The sequence below is a fragment of the Pseudomonas syringae genome (genome assembly GCF_000737245.1).
Lineage (GTDB): Bacteria > Pseudomonadota > Gammaproteobacteria > Pseudomonadales > Pseudomonadaceae > Aquipseudomonas > Aquipseudomonas syringae_J.
The window spans coordinates 19,147-37,443 of the sequence record NZ_JPQU01000028.1 but is presented as its reverse complement, the minus strand read 5'-3'; the positions used below and the strand labels follow the sequence as shown (position 1 = coordinate 37,443).

The 18,297-nt window shown below is 58.9% G+C and carries 18 protein-coding genes; 7 read left to right on the top strand and 11 right to left on the bottom strand.

From position 1 onward, the window contains the following. Positions 1 to 68: 68 nt before the first annotated feature. From IV01_RS15620 to IV01_RS15625, 3 genes are read right to left on the bottom strand one after another with little or no spacing between them, the layout of a single operon-like run. The gene (locus tag IV01_RS15620) at positions 69 to 1,478 is read right to left on the bottom strand and encodes an efflux transporter outer membrane subunit (protein ID WP_032627812.1); all 1,410 of its coding nucleotides are present in this window, start codon (positions 1,476 to 1,478) and stop codon (positions 69 to 71) included. A gap of 1 nt (position 1,479) precedes the next feature. Next, complete coding sequence (locus tag IV01_RS0124930) at positions 1,480 to 2,553, bottom strand: HlyD family secretion protein (protein WP_032627811.1); 1,074 nt, start codon at positions 2,551 to 2,553, stop codon at positions 1,480 to 1,482. Then, on the bottom strand, positions 2,550 to 4,079 hold the full coding sequence (locus IV01_RS15625; RefSeq protein WP_032627810.1) for an MFS transporter: 1,530 nt from the start codon (positions 4,077 to 4,079) through the stop codon (positions 2,550 to 2,552). Before IV01_RS15625 ends, IV01_RS0124930 begins: the two co-directional genes overlap by 4 nt. Positions 4,080 to 4,164: 85 nt before the next feature. Between IV01_RS15625 and IV01_RS15630 the strand changes: the two genes are divergently transcribed. After that, positions 4,165 to 4,920 carry an IclR family transcriptional regulator gene (locus IV01_RS15630; protein WP_032627809.1) on the top strand — a complete coding sequence of 252 codons (756 nt, stop codon included), beginning with the start codon at positions 4,165 to 4,167 and terminating at the stop codon, positions 4,918 to 4,920. 258 nt (positions 4,921 to 5,178) lie between these two features. Further along, positions 5,179 to 6,339, top strand: coding sequence for a DUF1624 domain-containing protein (locus IV01_RS15635; protein ID WP_032627808.1), 1,161 nt, complete (start codon positions 5,179 to 5,181; stop codon positions 6,337 to 6,339). Between the two features lie 170 nt (positions 6,340 to 6,509). Here IV01_RS15635 and IV01_RS15640 read toward each other — a convergent pair whose 3' ends face one another. Then, a complete protein-coding gene (locus IV01_RS15640) occupies positions 6,510 to 7,232 on the bottom strand; it encodes a DUF4198 domain-containing protein (RefSeq protein ID WP_032627807.1) in 723 nt (240 codons plus the stop codon). A gap of 16 nt (positions 7,233 to 7,248) precedes the next feature. Beyond that, positions 7,249 to 9,363, bottom strand: a complete 2,115-nt coding sequence (locus IV01_RS15645; protein ID WP_032627806.1) for a TonB-dependent siderophore receptor — start codon at positions 9,361 to 9,363, stop codon at positions 7,249 to 7,251. Between the two features lie 389 nt (positions 9,364 to 9,752). Between IV01_RS15645 and IV01_RS15650 the strand changes: the two genes are divergently transcribed. Further along, positions 9,753 to 10,262: a ferritin-like domain-containing protein gene (locus IV01_RS15650; RefSeq protein ID WP_032627805.1), complete on the top strand. Its 510-nt coding sequence runs from the start codon at positions 9,753 to 9,755 to the stop codon at positions 10,260 to 10,262. 126 nt (positions 10,263 to 10,388) lie between these two features. Here the strand turns inward: IV01_RS15650 and IV01_RS15655 are convergent, their stop codons facing one another. After that, the gene (locus tag IV01_RS15655) at positions 10,389 to 11,081 is read right to left on the bottom strand and encodes a hypothetical protein (protein ID WP_032627804.1); all 693 of its coding nucleotides are present in this window, start codon (positions 11,079 to 11,081) and stop codon (positions 10,389 to 10,391) included. Positions 11,082 to 11,302: 221 nt separating this feature from the next. Between IV01_RS15655 and IV01_RS15660 the strand changes: the two genes are divergently transcribed. After that, complete coding sequence (locus tag IV01_RS15660) at positions 11,303 to 11,671, top strand: hypothetical protein (RefSeq protein ID WP_032627801.1); 369 nt, start codon at positions 11,303 to 11,305, stop codon at positions 11,669 to 11,671. A gap of 127 nt (positions 11,672 to 11,798) precedes the next feature. On the opposite strand, the gene rutF is transcribed toward IV01_RS15660, so the two are convergent. Genes rutF through rutA form a run of 5 tightly spaced genes read right to left on the bottom strand, consistent with a single transcriptional unit; the run spans position 11,799 to position 15,388 of the window. Further along, positions 11,799 to 12,320, bottom strand: coding sequence for an NADH-dependent FMN reductase RutF (gene rutF / locus IV01_RS15665; protein ID WP_032627800.1), 522 nt, complete (start codon positions 12,318 to 12,320; stop codon positions 11,799 to 11,801). A 14-nt stretch (positions 12,321 to 12,334) separates the two neighbouring features. Continuing rightward, positions 12,335 to 13,114 (bottom strand): pyrimidine utilization protein D, encoded by a 780-nt coding sequence (rutD, locus tag IV01_RS15670; RefSeq protein WP_032627799.1) that lies wholly within the window; start codon positions 13,112 to 13,114, stop codon positions 12,335 to 12,337. Between the two features lie 55 nt (positions 13,115 to 13,169). Beyond that, a complete protein-coding gene (gene rutC / locus IV01_RS15675) occupies positions 13,170 to 13,553 on the bottom strand; it encodes a pyrimidine utilization protein C (RefSeq protein WP_032627798.1) in 384 nt (127 codons plus the stop codon). Positions 13,554 to 13,577: 24 nt separating this feature from the next. Beyond that, positions 13,578 to 14,306, bottom strand: a complete 729-nt coding sequence (gene rutB / locus IV01_RS15680) for a pyrimidine utilization protein B (protein ID WP_032627797.1) — start codon at positions 14,304 to 14,306, stop codon at positions 13,578 to 13,580. Then, positions 14,306 to 15,388: a pyrimidine utilization protein A gene (gene rutA / locus IV01_RS15685; RefSeq protein ID WP_032627796.1), complete on the bottom strand. Its 1,083-nt coding sequence runs from the start codon at positions 15,386 to 15,388 to the stop codon at positions 14,306 to 14,308. Before rutA ends, rutB begins: the two co-directional genes overlap by 1 nt. A 386-nt stretch (positions 15,389 to 15,774) precedes the next feature. Here rutA and rutR point away from each other — a divergent pair, with 386 nt between their 5' ends. From rutR to IV01_RS15695, 3 genes are all read left to right on the top strand, one after another. Then, positions 15,775 to 16,512 carry an HTH-type transcriptional regulator RutR gene (rutR, locus tag IV01_RS0124925; RefSeq protein ID WP_154232208.1) on the top strand — a complete coding sequence of 246 codons (738 nt, stop codon included), beginning with the start codon at positions 15,775 to 15,777 and terminating at the stop codon, positions 16,510 to 16,512. Between the two features lie 344 nt (positions 16,513 to 16,856). Continuing rightward, on the top strand, positions 16,857 to 17,870 hold the full coding sequence (locus IV01_RS15690) for an isopenicillin N synthase family dioxygenase (RefSeq protein ID WP_032627794.1): 1,014 nt from the start codon (positions 16,857 to 16,859) through the stop codon (positions 17,868 to 17,870). Then, positions 17,870 to 18,256, top strand: a complete 387-nt coding sequence (locus tag IV01_RS15695; RefSeq protein ID WP_032627793.1) for a VOC family protein — start codon at positions 17,870 to 17,872, stop codon at positions 18,254 to 18,256. Before IV01_RS15690 ends, IV01_RS15695 begins: the two co-directional genes overlap by 1 nt. Positions 18,257 to 18,297: the final 41 nt, after the last annotated feature.

Sequence of the window (18,297 nt, the reverse complement as noted above, 5' to 3'; positions counted from 1 at the left end):
CCCCGGCGCTGCAACGCTGGCAGTACATGATAGGCAATATCCTCCAGGGCGCCGGGCAGATGTTGTCTTCAGCCCTTCGGCCAACCCCCGCCCAACGCCCGATACAACCGAACCCGATCAATCGCCGCCGCCGTCGCGCTGTCCACCAGAGCACTCTGAGTCTCTAGCAAGGCACGTTGCACACCCAGCACGTTGATGAAGTCTGCAGCGCCCTGGGTGTAGCGATCCCTGGCGGTGCTCAAGGCGATGTTGTTCTGGCTGACAGCTTCCATCAGCGCGCTGTGCCGTTGTTTCTGCGCGGCATAGTCCGTCATGGCGTTATCCACTTCATGCCAGGCACCAAGCACCACGCGCTGGTAGCTCAGGGCTGCTTGCTGTTGCTGCTTTTTGCGCAATTCCAGCGTGCCGGTCAGACGTCCACCTTGAAAAATCGGCAAATACAGGCTTGGCCCGTACGACCATTGCCGTGAGCTCCAGCTGCCCACATCCGCACCGTCCTTTGCCTGAGTACCAAAGCTGGCTCCGAGGCTGATTCGGGGATAAAAGTCAGCCTGGGCAACGCCGATTTCTGCCGTCGCCTGATGCAGCGCCGCTTCACTTTGCTGAATATCGGGACGGCGTTGCGCCAGTTCCGACGGCACACCCAAGGGTACATCCGGTGCTGGATGAGGGATGCTTTTGGGTTCAATCAGCTCAGCGTTCAATGCCTGGGGCGGTGCGGCGAGCAAGTAGCTCAGGGCATTGATCAGTCGATCCTGCTCGGCGCTCAGTTCGGGAAGCACGGCCTCGATGCTCGCCACCTGGGCCGCAGCGTTGGAGGTGTCGAGATTCGTGGTCACGCCATTTTCGAAACGCGTCTGGGTCAACTGGCGGCTCTGCCGGGCGATTTCAAGGTTCTGCCGCGCTACGCCAAGCTTGGCCTGAACTCCCCGCAAGCGAATGTAGTCAGTGGCGGTTTCTGCGGCGATGCTCAGCAGCACGCCATCGTGCTGCGCCTGGGTCAGCTGGATTTGTGCATCGGCGGCTTCGACGTTACGCGCCACGTGGCCCCAGAGATCGATTTCCCAACTGGCGTCCAGAGTGCCGCTCCACAGCTCGAAAGGCGCCTGGCCGGACTCGCCGGATGGATCGTTCAGACCCTCGGCGCTGTTGCGGGCCCGGCGATAACTGCCGTTGCCCGCGACGCCGGGCAACTGCTGGCTGCCGGTGACCTGACGCATTACCCGGCTTTGTTCCAGGCGGTTACTGGCCGCCCGCACGTCGAGGTTGGCCTTGGCGGCGCGCTCTACCAGATCGGTCAACTGCGGATCGCCCAACTGCTGCCACCATTGGCTGTCGGCCGGGCTACCCGGTGCGCTGCCCGCATGTGGCGAGGTCTGCCAGGTTTGCGGCAGCTGCGCCTGCGGTCGCTGAAAGTCGGGGCCGACCGAGCAGGCACCCAGGCTGAGCATTGCGGCGAACAACAGACAATATTTCATCTCAATGCGCCTTTGCCTGTGACTGTTGCACTTGTGATTGCTGCCCCTGAGTCTGGGCAGTGTCGATCCGTGCCACCACCGACATGCCAATGCGCAGCTTGTCCAGATCCGGCTGATCGGCGTCGAAGCGAATCTTGACCGGGATGCGCTGGGTCACTTTGGTGAAGTTGCCGGTGGCGTTATCCGGGGCAATGGGCGAGAACGACACACCGGTGGCCGGGGCGATGCTGTCGATATAGCCGCTGAAACTGTGGTCGGGAAAGCTGTCGACGCTAAGTTCGACTTTCTGCTGACGATGCATTTTCGCCAATTGAGTCTCACGGAAATTGGCGACCACGAAGGCCTCCTGCAACGGCACCACCGCCATCAACGCCTGACCTTGCGACACATAAGCGCCGACCCGCACCGAGCGCTGGCCGACCATACCGTCCTGAGGCGCGGTGATACGGGTATAGGAAATATTCAGCTCGGTCTGTTGCAGCGCGGCTTGGTCCTTGGCCAGTGCGGCCTTGGCAACTTCCAGTTGCGCTTTGAACACGTCGAGGCTTTTCGACGCAGCGACCCGGGACGCTTCGTCGCGGTCTCGGGCGGCTTGCCAGCCCAGCAATTCGGCATCAGTTTTCTGCCGTTCCTGTTGGGTACCGGCTCCAGCATTGGACAGGTTCAGATAACGCCTGGCGTTTTCCTGGGCAAATTTCAAGGAGGCTGCAGTGGCGCGGGTGACGGCCGACGCCTGGTCAATCACCGCTGCCTGACGTTGGATGCTGGCTTGCAGGTTCTGGATCTGCGCCGACGCGGCTTCGACGTTGGCCTTGGCCGACAGGCGTGCTACCTGAAAGTCGGCGCTGTCGATTTCCGCCAGCAGATCACCGGCCTTGACCCGTTGGTTGTCCTCCACCGCAACCTTGATCACTTGCCCGGACAGCCGCGATGACACCAGTACCGAATCGGCCCGAATGTAGGCGTCGTCGGTCTGTTGCACGCTGCCGCCACTGATCAGGCGGTAGCCGATGTAAACGGCGCAGACAACGATGGCGATGCCAGCCAGAGAGAGGGCGGTTCTATGCTGTTTCATGACGGTACCGGAAGTTGCGGTGGATAGGCGCGCTTGGGCAGGGTCACGAGGATGACCAGCAAAACGGCGATGACGACCAGCAACGCCAGGAACGCGTCGCTGTAACTCAATACATAGGCTTGTTCTTTGACCTGATGGGCCAGAGCGGCCGTGCCCTGCGCGGTGTGTAGCGGGTCCAGCCCTTGCAGCCTTGAGCCAACCCCGTCGAGCAACACGTTGGAATGAAAGCGCTCACGATGGGTGACAAAGTTTTCCAGCGCCGCCCCGGCAATCACCGAGAACAGACCGCGCAGGGTGTTGACCATGGACGAGGCGAAGAGGCCTTCCAGCGGCTGAATGACGCCGGTCGCATTCATCAACAGCGGCACGACCACCATGGGTTGGCCGAAGGTATGCAGCAGTTGCAGCAGGTAAAAGTCGTCGCGGATCCATTCACTGGTGATCAACGAACCACCGAGGCAGGCGAGGGTCAACAGGCCCAGGCCGAAGGCGATCACGTAGCGTGAGTCGACCCAGTTGCGGTTGATCAGCAGGGCCACCAGCGGCGCGATCAGCAATTGCGGCAAGGCAATGATCAATGCGGTGGGCATGGTTTGCAGCGGGCGATAGCCCTGGATGTTGGTCAGGTATCCTGCCGGTATCGCGCTGCCTGCCAGGCCCACAAACATGAACAAGCACAGGGTGATCAGGCCATAACTGAAGTTGCGTCTTTTGAGCAGTTGCAGTTTGAACAACGGCAACGGGTGAAACCATTCGTTGATCAGGAATGCCGGGATACACAAGGCGGCACCCAACAGCAGAAACGTAATCAGCGGTGAATTCAGCCAGTCCATGCGCTCACCCTGGGTGAGGGCGATCACCAGCATGGTGACGCCGCTGACCCCCAGCAAGGCACCGCGCCAGTCTGCCTGCTTGAAACGTTCCAGGCGCAAGGGATCCTGCGGCAGTCCATAGGCGATGAGTGCGGCAGCGATCAGACCCGACGGGATGATCTGCCAGAACACCATTCGCCAGTCGACGCCTTCTGTCCAGAGTGCGGCCAGGGGCATCGCCAGATTCGGGCCGAACGTGGCAGTCAGCGCGTAGGCCGACAAGCCATACAGCTTGATGTGCCAGGGCAAGAAACGTAGCGCCGCCGTCATCAGCAATGGCGGTAACGCACCACCTGCCAGGCCTTGCAGCACACGAAGCGTGATCAGGCTTTCCACGTTGGGGGCGAACGGGATAATTGCGCCAAACAAGGTAAAGGCGAAGGTCGCGACGATGGCGAAACGGCGCAGGGAAAAAGTCACCGCGAACCATGGCGCCACCAGCATTGCCGACACTTCCGCAGCGGCATACACAGAACTGATCCAGGTGCCCTGATCATGCTCCAGGCCATACACGCCCAGAATGTCTGCCAGGGTGATGTCCGTGACCCGATCATTGATGCCGGAAGTCAGCGCCGCAATCAGCACGCCAATCAGGCCTAGTGCCAGGCGGGAGGTGAAGGGAGCGGGGGCGGGCGGCGAGGGAAGGGATGACACGTGAAAAATCCTGTTACGGCAGTTCAGGTACGGCCTATTAGGCGGTACACTGTATCAATCAGTAATACATATATCAAGGTGTGTCATGACAGCTACAGATTCGGATCGCGGTGGCGTTCAGGTGATTTCAAGGGCTGCGGCTATCCTGCGTAGCCTTGAAGGCGAGCCGGCGGGTTTGAGCCTGGGGGAAATTGCCAAGCGCTGCGGTTTGCCGCGTTCCACAGTGCAGCGTCTGGTCGACGCGTTGGCCCTTGAAGAACTGCTGGAAGTTCATGGTCGTGGCGGGATATGCCTGGGCCCGGCCTTGATGCGGCTGGCGTCACGTAGTCATGTGGACATCGTGCAGAAGGCGCGGCCGTATCTGGAAAGCCTGGGAGCCGAAACTGGCGAAACCGTTGTGCTCGCCAGTGCGGCAGGTGCCGAATTGCTGATCCTGCACACGGTGATTTCCAGCCACGCGCTACGGGTATCTTCCGGCCCCGGGGGCTTTCTGAATATCTATGGCATTGGCGGCGGCAAAGCGCTGCTGGCCCGGATGGACAACGAGGCGGTAATCAAGCTGATCGGCCGGAAAATCAAGGCGCTGACCCCCAATACCTTGACCTTGCCCCGGTTGCTTGAGCAGCTCGAAGAGATCAGGCAGACGGGCATCGCCTTCGGCAATGAAGAACACACTCCGGGTGTGGCCTCAGTAGCGGTGAGTCTGCAGACCCCGCAGGGCTTTTACTCCATCGACGTCGCGGGTCCAGCCTGGCGCATCGCTGAGGCCAGGGACAGCATCGAAACAGCCTTGCTCAAGTGTCGGGATGAATTGACGAGCGGGTTGCGGGGGCGTGAATGATTTCTCACTGTGGGCGAATTCAGTCGCGAAACGGGACCTGAAAAATACCAAGGTCTGACACACCGCTTTCGCGAATCAATTCGCTCGCACAAAGGGGGAGGGGCGTCTGGGGTTGGCATCGCAAACGTGCATGCTCGGCGGGTTGCTGTTTGATTTGGTATAACATAACATTTGCGCGTATTTCTTAAGATCACTCGCAGTGCTTCGTTCTATTCATACCAGCCGTTTCTGCACCAATCCCTCACCATGAGTTTCTCGATGACGACCCAACTTCTGAAGCCGCTGGCTTCCACGCGATTGCAATCGATCGACGCGTTGCGCGGCCTGATCATTCTTTTCATGCTGCTTGATCATGTTCGCGAAACCTTCCTGCTGCATTTACAGGTCTCGGACCCCATGGACGTCGCCACCACGCCGCCAGACCTGTTTCTGAGCCGGACCCTGGCGCATTTGTGTGCGCCGCTATTCATCTTTCTCACCGGTCTCTCAGCCTTTCTCTATGGCGAGCGCTATGGCAAAGGCGAGGTGTCGGGCTTTCTGTTCAAGCGTGGCTTGTTCCTGATCGTCCTTGAATTCACCCTGGTCAATTTCGCCTGGACCTTCCAGTTTCCGGCGACCTCGGTCTATCTGCAGGTGATCTGGGCGATTGGTTTGAGCATGGTGGCGCTGGCGATTCTGGTGAAGCTGCCCAGACCTGCGCTGGTGGGCCTGGGCGTGGTGATCATTGCCGGGCACAACCTGCTTGATGGTGTGCACTTTGCCAAGGATTCGGCCATGTACGTACCCTGGGCCATCCTGCATGACCGCAGCTGGCTGATGCCGTGGGAAGGGCTGCGTTTGCGCACGTCTTACCCGGTGTTGCCATGGATTGGTGTGATCGCGCTGGGCTATGCGGCGGGTCCCTGGTTTGCGTCGGGTGCTGATGCGCGCAAGCGTCAGAACCGTCTGATTGCCTCCGGTCTGGGGCTTCTGGGCTTGTTCTTCAGCTTGCGGCTGCTCAATGGCTATGGCGAGAAGCCCTGGGCATCTGGCGAAACCGCGGTGCAAACCGTGATGAGCTTTTTCAACATCACCAAGTATCCGCCGTCGCTGATGTTCGTGTGCCTGACACTCGGCATCGGCCTGCTGTTGCTGGTCTGGTTCGAGCGGGCGGCAGGGCGGGGCTGGCTCAAACCGCTATTGGTATTCGGGGCGGCGCCGATGTTTTTCTACTTGCTGCATTTGTACGTACTGAAAATTCTGTACCTGATTGCCACTGCGATCTGGGGTGCAAACAAGGGGGATTATTTCGGCTTCGATTCGGTGGGTGCCGTGTGGCTCTGTTCGGCGCTACTGGCCGTCGGTCTGTTCCCGGCAGTCAAGGCTTTCGCCAGTTTCAAAGCGCGGCGCAAGGATATTGCCTGGTTGAAGTATTTCTAACCAGTGGCAAGGAATAGACGCGGGGTCCTGTGGGAGCGGTGCTTGCCCGCGATGCAGGCACCTCGGTCTGGCAGACAGACCGAGTTATCGTTCATCGCGGGCAAGCACCGCTCCCACAAATGTAGACAGAGCCGGCCTCCGCTTTCACAGGGAGGCCGGTTTTTCGCTTGTTACTCGTGATGCGCTTCACCCAGGAATGTCAGCGAAGTAAACAGCCCTTGCTCGTCGATGTCCGGGTTGCCGCTGACTTTCACAACAGTCTCGGCAGCAATAATGTTCAAGCCTTCGTTGCGCACCACTACAGTGGCCCGGCCTTCAGCGTCAGTGGTCGCGCTAACCTCGTCTGGTTGACTGCGGTAGTCGCCAATCAACTTGATTCCCGCCAACGGTTTGCCATCCATCAGCACCTTCACCGGCAACGGTTTGCCCGGCCCGACGCTCAACGGATCGGCTTGCGGCACAATCACCAGTTTCAAACCTTTTAGATTGGGCAATTTCACACCTGGCTCATAGATCGCCAGGCTGTATTTGAACGTCTGCAGCGCGGTGACGGCACCGGGAACCTTGCTGCGGCCTTCGTTGGTCCATTTCTTGTCAGCGGTCTGCGACCACATGCCGTTGTTCAGTGCTACTGCCATCACCGCTGGCTTGCTCAAAGGCACCAGCCGGGCATGGTCGCTCAGGCGTTCAACGGTCACCGGGATCATCTTGCCACCCCGGTCATAGGCCCAGGCGCCGCTGACTTTTTCTGCCTTGAACTTGCTGTCTTCCGCGCCGTGGCCATAGACCACCTCGATGTTGCCGCGACGTTCTTCAGTCCACAGGCCATGGGCGCTGGCCTGGTGGAGGGTGCCGAGCAGGCTTAGAGCCAGAATGGTTTTTGCAAAGTGCATGGTAAGTCCTTGTTGATCAGAGGCTAAGGGTAAGGCTGACAGTGAAGTTGCGCGGTTCGCCGGGGTTGACCCAGTAATTGCTGTAGGAACGCTCGTAATATTTCTCGTCGAACAGGTTGTTCAGGTTCAGGCCCACGGTGATGTTTTCGCTGGCTTTGTAATGGGCCAGCAGGTCAACGGTGTGGTAAGCCGGCAGCTCGAAACTGCCGCCAGCTTCCCCAGAGCGGTCGCCGACATAAGTGAAGGCCGCGCCCAGATCCGAGCCTTTGAATGCGCCGTTCTGGAACTCGTAAACCCCCAGCAGGCTGCCGCTGTGTTTGGCTACGCCGAGAATGCGGCTGCCTGAGGGGATGGCCGTATCACCCTTGGTCACTTCTGCGTCAATCCAGGCGTAGGCGCCAATCACCCGCACGGCGTCGGTGACCTGACCGTTGAATTGCAGGTCGAAACCCTGACTGCGGGCCTTGCCCATGGCGCGGCTGAAATCAGTGCCCGGGTCCAGCGCCAACACGTTTTCCTTCTCGATATGGAAGGCGGCGAGGGTGGCGCTCAGGCGCTCGTCAAACAGCTCAGTCTTGATCCCGGCTTCATAACCCACGCCTTCTTCCGGCTTGAAGCTGTTGCCAGCGGCGTCCAGCCCGTTATTCGGTTTGAAAGAGGTGGACGCGTTGGCAAAGACGCCAATTTCCGGAATGAACTGGTAGAGCAGGCCGGTTCGATAGGTCACCTCGTCATGCCGCTGCTTACTGGTGGCGTTGCGGGTGAAGTCGTCGGTGCTCTGCTCGAAGTGTTCGAAACGCGCGCCGATCATGCCCCGCAGTTTATCGGTGAACATGATCTGGTCTTGCAGATTCAGCGCTTGGCTTTCGACGTGCTCGAAGAAGTCAGTCCCGGAGCGCAGACCATTGGGTTTTGCCTGACCATAAACCGGCTGGTAGATGTCGATGGCGTAAGGGCTGCCGGCGGTGTTGGTAACGCGCTCGTTCTTGCGGTAGTTCTCGTATTCAGTACCGAACAACAGCTGATGTTCCCAGCTACCAATGTCCACCAGCCCTCGCAGTTCCAGTTGGGTAATGCTGTCATGCCAGTTCGTGTCCCGCTCGCGATAACGGCGGTTGACGGTATGGCCATCGGCATTCAGGGCGCGACTTTCCGAGGCCGCCCCGGATAGTTCGCCTTCCTTGTAATGACTGGCCAGGCGCAGCGACCAGAAGTCATTCAAGTGATGTTCCAGCGCTGCCTGGATCATGTTGTTGTCGTTATCGATGTCTCCGTCGTTCGGCTCGCCCAGGAAAGTACGGCGGGACATGCCACTCCACTTGTTATTGGGTGCAACGATGCCGCGATCAAAGGTCGAGCTGTGGCGCACGAACTCGGTTTCCACCGACAAATGGGTGTCGGGATTCAATTGCCAGCTCAGGGTCGGCGCGACGAAGACCCGCTTGCTTTGAACATGGTCACGAAAACTGTGATTGTCCTCGACCGCCAGATTGACCCGTGACAGCAAGCTCTTCTCGTCGTTGAGCGGGGCGTTGACGTCCAGTGCCGTGCGGTAGCGATCCCAACTGCCAGCGCTGGTTTGCAGGGTGGTGAAAGCGTCAGCCTGAGGTTTCTTGGTTACGATGTTCACCGTACCGCCCGGATCTCCCCGGCCATAGAGGCTGGCGGCGGGGCCTTTGAGCACTTCGATGCGCTCGACATTGGCGGCGTCCGGGGTGCTCGGGTAGCCGCGGTTGGCGCTGAAACCGTCCTTGTAGAACTCCGAAGTGGTGAAGCCGCGAATGCTGTATTCGTAAAGAGTCAGGCCGCCGAAATTGTTCTGTTTAGACACACCGCCCGCATACTCCAGCGCACGCTCCACGTTATGGCTGCCCAGATCGTTCAATACGCTGGCGGGGATCACACTGATCGCCTGTGGAATGTCCTTGATCGCGGTGTCGGTCTTGGTGGCACTGGCAGAACGGATGGCCCGATAGCCGCTGACGGGCCCGCTTGCCGATTCATAACCGGTGTCTGCATTGACCGTGATAGCGTCGAGTTCGTAGGTCTGTGCGGATTGTTCGGCGAAGCTGGCATCGGTCAGAAGACCAAAAGCGAGACCTGCGAATGAGGCCATTTTGCGAGGGGGCATTTCGGTTTTTCCTTAGGAATTCGTTATAGTATAACGTCCCCATCAGGAATTATTTCCATTTGTGTTGAGGTGGATGTTTCAGGATGTTGCAAAAAAGGTCATCGGGCTTTTTGTGTCTTCTGTGCCGAGTATCGGGGTCGACGATCTCGCCAATCCTCCGGTTCAGCGCGCGGCCAAGCTGCTGGCGGACTAGTCCGTTAGCGAGGGCGCCCATGTCGCGAATCGGAGGAGCGTTCAGCGAGGCGGCATGCATTTCGTCGGCCTCTTCATCCGCTTCGCTGAACGCCTTTTTCCGGCGTCACTCCGCACCCTTGACAGTTGCGTCATGCAAGTGAGTTTTCGCACCGGTTTCGCGTCCATCTACCATCATTTTTCAATGAGGTGCCGACATGGCCAAGACAAGCACAAGAACCACGGTTGCCGATCTGTTCATCCATGAGCTTTCAGATATGTACAGCGCTGAAAAACAGATCACCAAAGCCTTGCCCCGGCTGGCGCGGGCGTCCACCAATCCTTTGCTCAAGGAAGCGTTCGAGTCCCATCTGGAAGAAACCTACGGGCAGATCGAGCGTATCGATCAGTTGGTGGAGCAGGGCGAGCTCAAGCTAAAGCGCATGAAATGCGCAGCCATGGAGGGGCTGGTCGAAGAGAGCAAGGAGTTGCTTGATGAGATTGAAAAGGGTGAGGTGCTGGACGCAGCCCTGGTCGGCGCCTGCCAGAAAGTCGAACACTACGAGATCGCGGCTTATGGCACGTTGATCGCCATGGCTAAACAGCTGGGCATGAAAGACGCCGCAAGGCTGTTGGGCGATACCCTTGCGGAAGAGAAGGGCGCCGATGAGAAGTTGTCGGCTATTGCTGAACAGGGGGGTAATCAGGCAGCGACCATAGCGCGTTAGCGCCAAACTGTGGGAGCGTGGCTAGCCCGCGATAAGGTCACCGCAATTCTAGTGTGAATCGGGTCCAGCCTCATCGCGGGCAAGCACCGCTCCCACAGGGTTCCATTCAATCCGGCGGGCATCCCCTTAACCGATGCTATAACCCTCAAACGCCTTGCCCTGTTGCAGGGCGGTCACGATGTTTTTACGGGTCACTGGCAGCTCGGTGCCTTCGCTGTCGGTGAACGTCTCGCTTTGCAGCTCAGCCTCGTCACCTTCGCCAACAAACACAAAACCGAGGAACTCCAGAGCTTCGCGGTCAACGTTGAGCTTCGAGCGTGGGGTGCGCAGGGGCAGGGTGACGCTTTGGCCGTCCTTGCTGATGGTGTAGACCTCTGCTTCTTTCTTGGCGCGGGCGGTTTTGCTTTTGCCGGTGCTCGGGTTGCTGATCGCCTGATGCGTGTGGTTCAGCACCTTGAGGGCCAGGCTGTAGACCAGCTCTTGAAAGGCGGGGTCGTCTTTGTAGCTGGACAGAATCCGGCTGATCGGGAACTGCGTGCTCAAATCAGCCAGGGCCGCGCTGTCGGCCGCTTCAGCATCCTTGAGGCGCTTGAGTTCGCCCATCAGCTCGTAAGCCTGGTCGTCATCCAGGTCGTCTTGCGCCTGGCGGATGGCGGCGCGCAACTGGCGAATTTCTTCGCTTTCCTTGGCGGTCTGGAATGCATCGAGGACCATCTCGCTGATGGTCTTGGCCTGAGGCACGTGCTGGGACAGACCGATGGAATTTTCATACTCCAGCTTGGAAGAGGTCACGGATTCGTTTGTCTGGGAATCGAGCATTGAATTTCACTATTTCAGGTTTGAGGCGCGAAAAGACCACGGGTCTTTTCGGGGCGCCTAATCTAGTGGACCCGGACCCGGTTGTCACGAACCAATGGCCGAGAGGTCTGGATGGCGGCTTTGCGAGCGGATATCGAGCCCTGCACCATTGCGGACTTGTTTTTTCCGTCGCGCCTGTTGATCATCGCGCCCATTGATCACTGTTAGAGAGAACGCTGCACATGAGCACAGGGTTGACCGAAGACGATATGCGCCGAGCGTTGGGTCTGGATGTTCCTTCATCGGCAACGCCAGCCTCCGCAGAGCCAGAGCCCATATTTGAACCTGCCCCTGAAAAAGTGGCCGAGCCTGAGCCAGAGCTGGTAGTGGAAGTCGCGCCGGCACCCAAGCCAAAGCCCAAGGCCAAGCGCCTGTCTCCTGCTCTGGTCGTCACGTTGCGGGTCACCAAGGAGTTCGAAGGCGAGGAAACGCTGTTTGTGCACGAAGCGAAAACCTTGAGCACCTTCGACGCTGAGCAGGAAGCGCGTAAAGCGGCTGCCAAAGAGAAGTACAAGTATTTTGAAGTGGTGTCGATCAAGCGGGTTGAGTGATTCCGCCACCTGTGGGAGCGGTGCTTGCCCGCGATAAGGCTGGATACGATAGACCTGATATCTTCGGTGTCCTTATCGCGGGCAAGCACCGCTCCCACATTTTATGGGTCAACAGGTCAGGCGCACGCTACCCTCCAACCCCATGATAAGCCCGGTCGAAATACACCAGCCCCGCCGCATCCTTCTGGCGACTGAGCGCCAGCACTTCGCAGAACAGAATGTCATGGGTGCCGACGCTGACGGTCTGGCTGACCCGACAATCGAACGAAGCCGCAGCACCCTCCAGCACCGGCGAGCCGGTCACCCAGGTTTGCCATTGCCCCGCCGCAAAACGCTCGGCCATGGGCGTCTTGCCGCCGAACAGACTGGACAGCGCCTGTTGGTCGCAACTCAGGGTGTTGACGCAGAGTGTTGCATTGGCGGTCAGCGCGGCGTGCACAGACGCGGATCGATTCAGGCAGACCAGCAGGGTCGGCGGTGAATCGGTAACGCTGCACACCGCCGTGGCGGTAAAGCCACAGCGCCCATGAGGCCCGTCGGTGGTGATCACATTCACCGCTGCTGCCAGGCCGGCCATGGCGTCGCGGTAGTCCTGCTGCGGGATAGGCACCAGCGTCTGGGCCACGGCGAGAAGTTCGCAAGCTTGCATGGGTATATCTCCGTTCAGACCTGACTGGCCAGATAGTCGAGCAACACCCGATTGAAGGGCTGCACATCGCTGACGCTGGAGGCGTGGCCGCCGTATTCGAGAAGCAGCAATTGCCCGGCCGACAGGTTGTCAGCCAGATGTTGTGAGCGTTGCCAGGGCACCAGCATGTCATCGCGGTTGGCGATCAACAGGGTCGGGGTCTGGATCTGCGCCAGTCGATCTTCAATATCGAAGGCCTGCAACGCGGCAATGCGCCGAAGCAGATTGTCGGTTTCGGGAAAGTGCGCCAGGGCGTGAGCTTCGTCCTCGGCCAGTTGTGCACTGTGTTCGGCGATCCAGTCGGCAGGGTACAAAAACAGGGCCTGGGCCTGCACATAAGCCGCTGGCCCGCTATCTCGCAGTAAGTTCTTGCGCACCGCAAAGCAACGGGCACTGTGCGGGTTGGGGCTGCTCCAGGCGTTGATCAGCACCATGCTTTGCAATAGTTGCGGCCGTTGCAGGGCCAATTCCAGCCCCACCAGCCCGCCCAGGGCATGGCCGATGAAATGGCAGCGTTCAACGCCAATGCTGTCGAGCAGGTCAAGCAGCTCGTGAGCCATGCTCGCAATCGAATAGTCCTCGGCCAGGTTCGCCGGGCTGCGACCGGTGCCTGCCTGATCGTAAACCACCACCCGATACTGTTCTTCCAGAACCGGCAATTGCGGCGCCCAGAAACGGGCCGAACCGCCAAGCCCGGAACTCAACACCAGCGTCGGCGCAGCGGTTGCCTGATTGCCGAGGATTTCGTAATGCATGCAAGACTCCAATGCAGGCGTTCATGCGTCTGCTTTTTTGGGATGAGCTTGTGACTCAGCCGATGTGGGCGATGCTGGCGATTTCGATCAGCGCCTCGGGTTTCACCAGGCCGCACTGGGTGCAATAGCGGGCAGGTTTTTCCCCGGCGAAGTATTCGGCATACACCTCGTTGACCTTGGCGTAGTCGGCCCAGTCCTTGATCATGATCATGTTGAACGTGACGTCATCCATCGTGCCGCCCGCGGTCTCGATCACGTTTTTGATGGTCTCCAGCACGTGTCGGGTCTGGGCCGTGGCATCGCCGACGTGGACCACGTTGTTGTCCTTGTCGAAGGGCAGGGTGCCGGACACATACAGCACGCCATCGGCCATGGAGCCTGGGACGAAGGGGGCGATGGGTTTGCTGGTACCGGCCGGCATGATCGCTTTCTTGGTCATGAAGTTTCCTCGGATTGATTCGGGTTACGCAGTCTGGAAGGTGGTGCAGAACTCATCGACGCTGGAGACCCAGCCGAAGAAAGTCTCGATATTGAACAGCGCCGCCTGTTGCGCGAACGCAGGTCCCGCCTGGTGGGTGGCATCGGCCAGCACCACGCCGAAGTATTCAAGGAAGAAACCGTCCCGCAGGGTGGATTCCACGCAGACGTTGGTAGCGATGCCAGTGAACACCAGGTTACGAATCCCGCGGCTGCGCAGGACGCTATCGAAGTTGGTATTGAAGAAGCCGCTGTAACGGGTTTTCGGCAGCACGATATCGCCGGGCTGGGGTTGCAGTTCATCCACCAATTGATAATCCCAGCCGCCCTTGGCCAGCAGCGTGCCTTGCAGTTCGGGACGCTTGCGCATGGTTTTCAAGGCATTGGACTTATGCCAGTTAGGCGAGCCCGGGCCGCCGGCTTCCACATAATCCGAGTCCCAGCCATTCTGGAAAAAGATCACCTGAATGCCCGCCGCTCTCGCCGCCGTCAGCGCTTTCTGGATGCTGGCGATGACCGGCCCGGTGGTGCTCACATCAAAACCGGCCAGGTCCAGATAGCCGCCAGGGGTGGAGTAGGCGTTCTGCATGTCGATGACGATAAGCGCCGTTTCGCTGGCTTTGAGGCTCAAAGCTTCCGGGCGGGCTGGCAGCTCCCGGGCCGGGGTGGAGGACTCCGGCAACAGATAGCCGGAAAGTGATGCAGGCGCATTCATCAGGCGGATTCCTTGAGCAGATTGATGTGTTGGCGGCAGGTCATCAGCGGCTGGATCTTCTGGCCGAAATCTTCCACGCCCTTGACGAAGTCATCGAAGGTCAGCATCACGCCCTGAGTGCCTGGAACGGTTGCCACCTCATCGAGCATTTTTGCTACCGAAGCCCAGGAGCCAACCAGCGTGCCCATGTTGATGTTCACCGCTGAAGTGGGGTCGGCCATCTGGCGCATGTTCGAGCCGGGGCTCTTGTCCGCCGCGCCTTTGTCGCTGAGCCAGGCGATGGCTTCTTCGTCGGCGCCTTCTTTGATGTGTTCCCAGCGGGCGCGGGCGGCTTCGTCGGTGTCGTCGGCAATGATCATGAACAGCGGGCAGGAGGTGACGTTACGTCCGGTTTTTTCGTTGGCTTCGATCAGTTTTGCCGCCGTCGGCGCGTAGGCCATGGGGGTATTCACGCCCTTGCCGAAGCAGAAGTTGTAATCGGCGTATTGCGAAGAGAACGCCATGCCGGCATCGCTCTGCCCGGCACAGATAATTTTCATCTCGGCCTGGGGTTTTGGGCTGACCCGGCAGTCGTTCATGGTGAAGTATTTGCCTTTGAGGTCGCAGTGCCCGGTGCTCCACAGATCACGCAGCACCTGGGCGTATTCGGCGAGGTATTCGTAGCGTGTCGAGAAAAACTCATCCCCCGGCCACATGCCCATTTGCTCGTATTCCGGTTTCTGCCAACCGGTGACCAGATTGACGCCGAAGCGGCCGTTGGAAATCGAATCGATGGTCGACGCCATGCGCGCGACGATGGCCGGTGGAATGGTCAGCGTCGCCACGGTGGCGAACAGATGGATGCGGCTGGTGACGGCGGCAAGGCCAGCCATCAGCGTGAACGACTCCATGTTGTGTTCCCAGAACTCAGTCTTGCCGCCGAAGCCACGCAGTTTGATCATCGACAGCGCGAACTCGAAGCCGTAATGCTCGGCCTTCTGCACGATCTGCTTGTTCAGTTCGAAGGTCGGCATGTACTGCGGCGCATTGCTGGAAATCAGCCAGCCGTTGTTGCCGATGGGGATGAAGATTCCAATATCCATGAGAAGGCCTCTTGCACTCGGTTGCGATGAACAGTGCGCCCGGAGCACCCCGGCAGCACGCGACACAAGCCGTTTTGCATGAAGCAGGCCAGTTTTTGATTGTCTTTTTAAAACAACGAGTTGGTGTAAGAGGTGTGATTGTTTCAGACCATTTGGTCTACGTTAGAGCACTTGGTTTGTGCGTGGTGCACGCAGACGGGGCAGGGTGGGGTTCTGTTGGAGCGAGGCTTGCCCGCGAAGAATGATTACTCGGTGATGCTGACGGACCGAGTCGCCTGATTCGCGGGCAAGCCTCGCTCCAACATGCAACTCCCTGCACCGCCAACTATTTACCCCACCCCCACCACACAAGGTAAAGTGCCCCGGTATTCCAGATAGATCCGGTCGTGAACGTGAACAACAAACCACCCGCCAAACCCATCAAAGCCAAGCCCGCAGCGAAAGGCAAAAGCACCCGAGCCGCCAGTGCTTCGACGGTCAATCGGCGTCTGCGTCTGATCGAAGGCAAGCGCACGGTCATTCTTGATGCGGCGCTGGAAATCTTTTCCCGGTTCGGTTTGCACGGCACCAGTCTCGATCAGGTGGCGAGCATGGCGGATGTGTCCAAGACCAATCTGCTCTATTACTTCGCCAGCAAAGAAGAGCTGTACACCAGCGTGCTGCGCCAATTACTGGATGTCTGGCTCAAGCCATTGCGCGGGTTCAGTGCCGAGCAGGATCCGATCGAGGCGATCAGCGAATACATTCGGGTCAAGCTGGAGCTTTCCCGCGACCATCCAGCGGAATCCCGGCTGTTCTGTCTGGAGATTGTTCAGGGCGCGCCGCTGATGCTGGCTGAACTGGAGCAACCGCTGCGGGACATCGTTGAAGCCAAGGTCAGCGTGATTCAAGGCTGGATAGAAGCGGGCAAGCTGGCGCCGGTCGAACCGCACCATCTGATTTTTTCTCTATGGGCCACGACCCAGCATTACGCCGACTTCGCCAGCCAGATCAATGCGGTGACCGGCAAGAGCCTCGCCGATCCAGCGTTCTTTGCCCAGACCCTGGACAACATTCAGGCGTTGATCCTCAACGGTATCCGCCCCAGGATTCTGGCTGCAGACCACAGCTATGAAGGTAAATGATTTCCTGTGGGAGCGAATTCAATCGCGAAGTGCCGGACCTGATACGCATCTGTGTCTGAAATAACGCTTTCGCGAATGAATTCGCTCCCACAGGTTCATCGTTCGCTGTGCGACCAACTCCAACCATTGACCCACCTCAATCCCCATGCCCGCTTTTCGTGCTACCGCGCCCAAACCAAGCGCTCTGCTTCGGACCATTTGATCTGTTTCTAGCCTGCTAAATATTTAACTCATTGAAAGCCAAGGCAATTCAGATACTGGCACAGTTACTGCTTTTCTCCCTCGCACATCAGGCCGGGTCACCGGTGCATCTTCCATGTCGTGTCGAGAGAGGAGTGAGTCGTATGACCCTGCAATCCGTGCCCATCATTGATCTGGCACCGTTTTTTTCTGGCCAGCCTGAGGGCAAGGCCGCCGTGGCGCGCAAGGTAAGTCAGGCCTGCAAAGACATTGGCTTTCTGGTGATCACCCATCACCAGATCCCTGCCGAGCTGATCCAGCGGGTCTCCACGCTGACCCGTACTTTCTTCGATTTGCCCCTGGCCGAGAAACGCAAGGTCGACCGGCCCAGCCCTGAGATGGTGCGAGGTTACAGCGCCATTGCTGAAGAAAGTCTGTCCTATTCCCTGGAAGAAAGTGCCCCGGGAGACCTGAAAGAGTCTTTCTCCATCGGGCCCAGCGATGTGCCGCAGGAGGACTACTACCACAACGCCATCGCCGGTTCCCATTTCGCGCCCAACGTCTGGCCACCGGAAACCCTGTTGCCGGGTTTTCAGGAGGCCTACCGCGAGTACTTCAATGCCATGAGCGAACTGGCGGCCACGATGATGCGCATCTTCGCCCTGGCCCTTGGACTGGACGAAGACTATTTCGACAAGACCATCGACCGTCACATCAGCATGTTCCGCAGCCTGAGTTATCCGGACATCAAGTCGCAAGTCGAAGCCGGGCAGATGCGTGCCAGCGCCCACACCGATTACGGCAGCATGACCATCGTTCGCCCGGACAGCGCGCTGGGGGGGTTGCAGGTGCGCAACCAGTCGGGCGAGTGGGTGGAGGTGCCCTATGTCGAAGACGGTTTCGTGGTGAACATCGGCGATCTGATGATGCTCTGGACCAACGATCGTTGGATTTCCACCTTGCACCGGGTGGTCAATCCGCCGCTGGAAAGCGAGTCCGACAACCGCCGTCAGTCTCTGGTGTTCTTCCATCAACCCAATTACGACGCGCTCATTACCTGCCTGCCGGGTTGCCTGGCCGAGGGCGAGCAACCGCGTCATGCGCCGGTTACGTCCGGCGATCATCTGCTGTCGAAATTCGTCAAGCAGACCACCTTTGGTGGCAGCAAGGTGGCCTGATGAACAACCTTTCCTACGTCAATGTGTTCGCTCGCGACATCGTCGCCTTGAGTGATTTCTATGCGCAGCTGTTTGGTTTCACGGAGATCGATGCGATCCGCTCGCCGATCTTTCGTGGCCTGGACACTGGCAAGTCATGCATCGGCTTCAACGCCCCTGAAGCTTACGAACTGCTCGGGCTTGGGGAGTACGCCGACAGCAGCGGCGTGAAGTTTTTGCTGAATATCGACGTGGATTCCCAGGCCGAGGTCGAGCGCCTCGTACCCTTGGCGCAGGCAAAGGGCGCGACGCTGATCAAGGCGCCTTACCTGACTTACTACAACTGGTACCAGGCGGTGCTGCTGGACCCCGAACGCAATGTGTTCCGCATCAATTTCATGCTTTGAGTTCCCTCTCTGTTTCTTGCTAGCCAACCATCAGGATGATC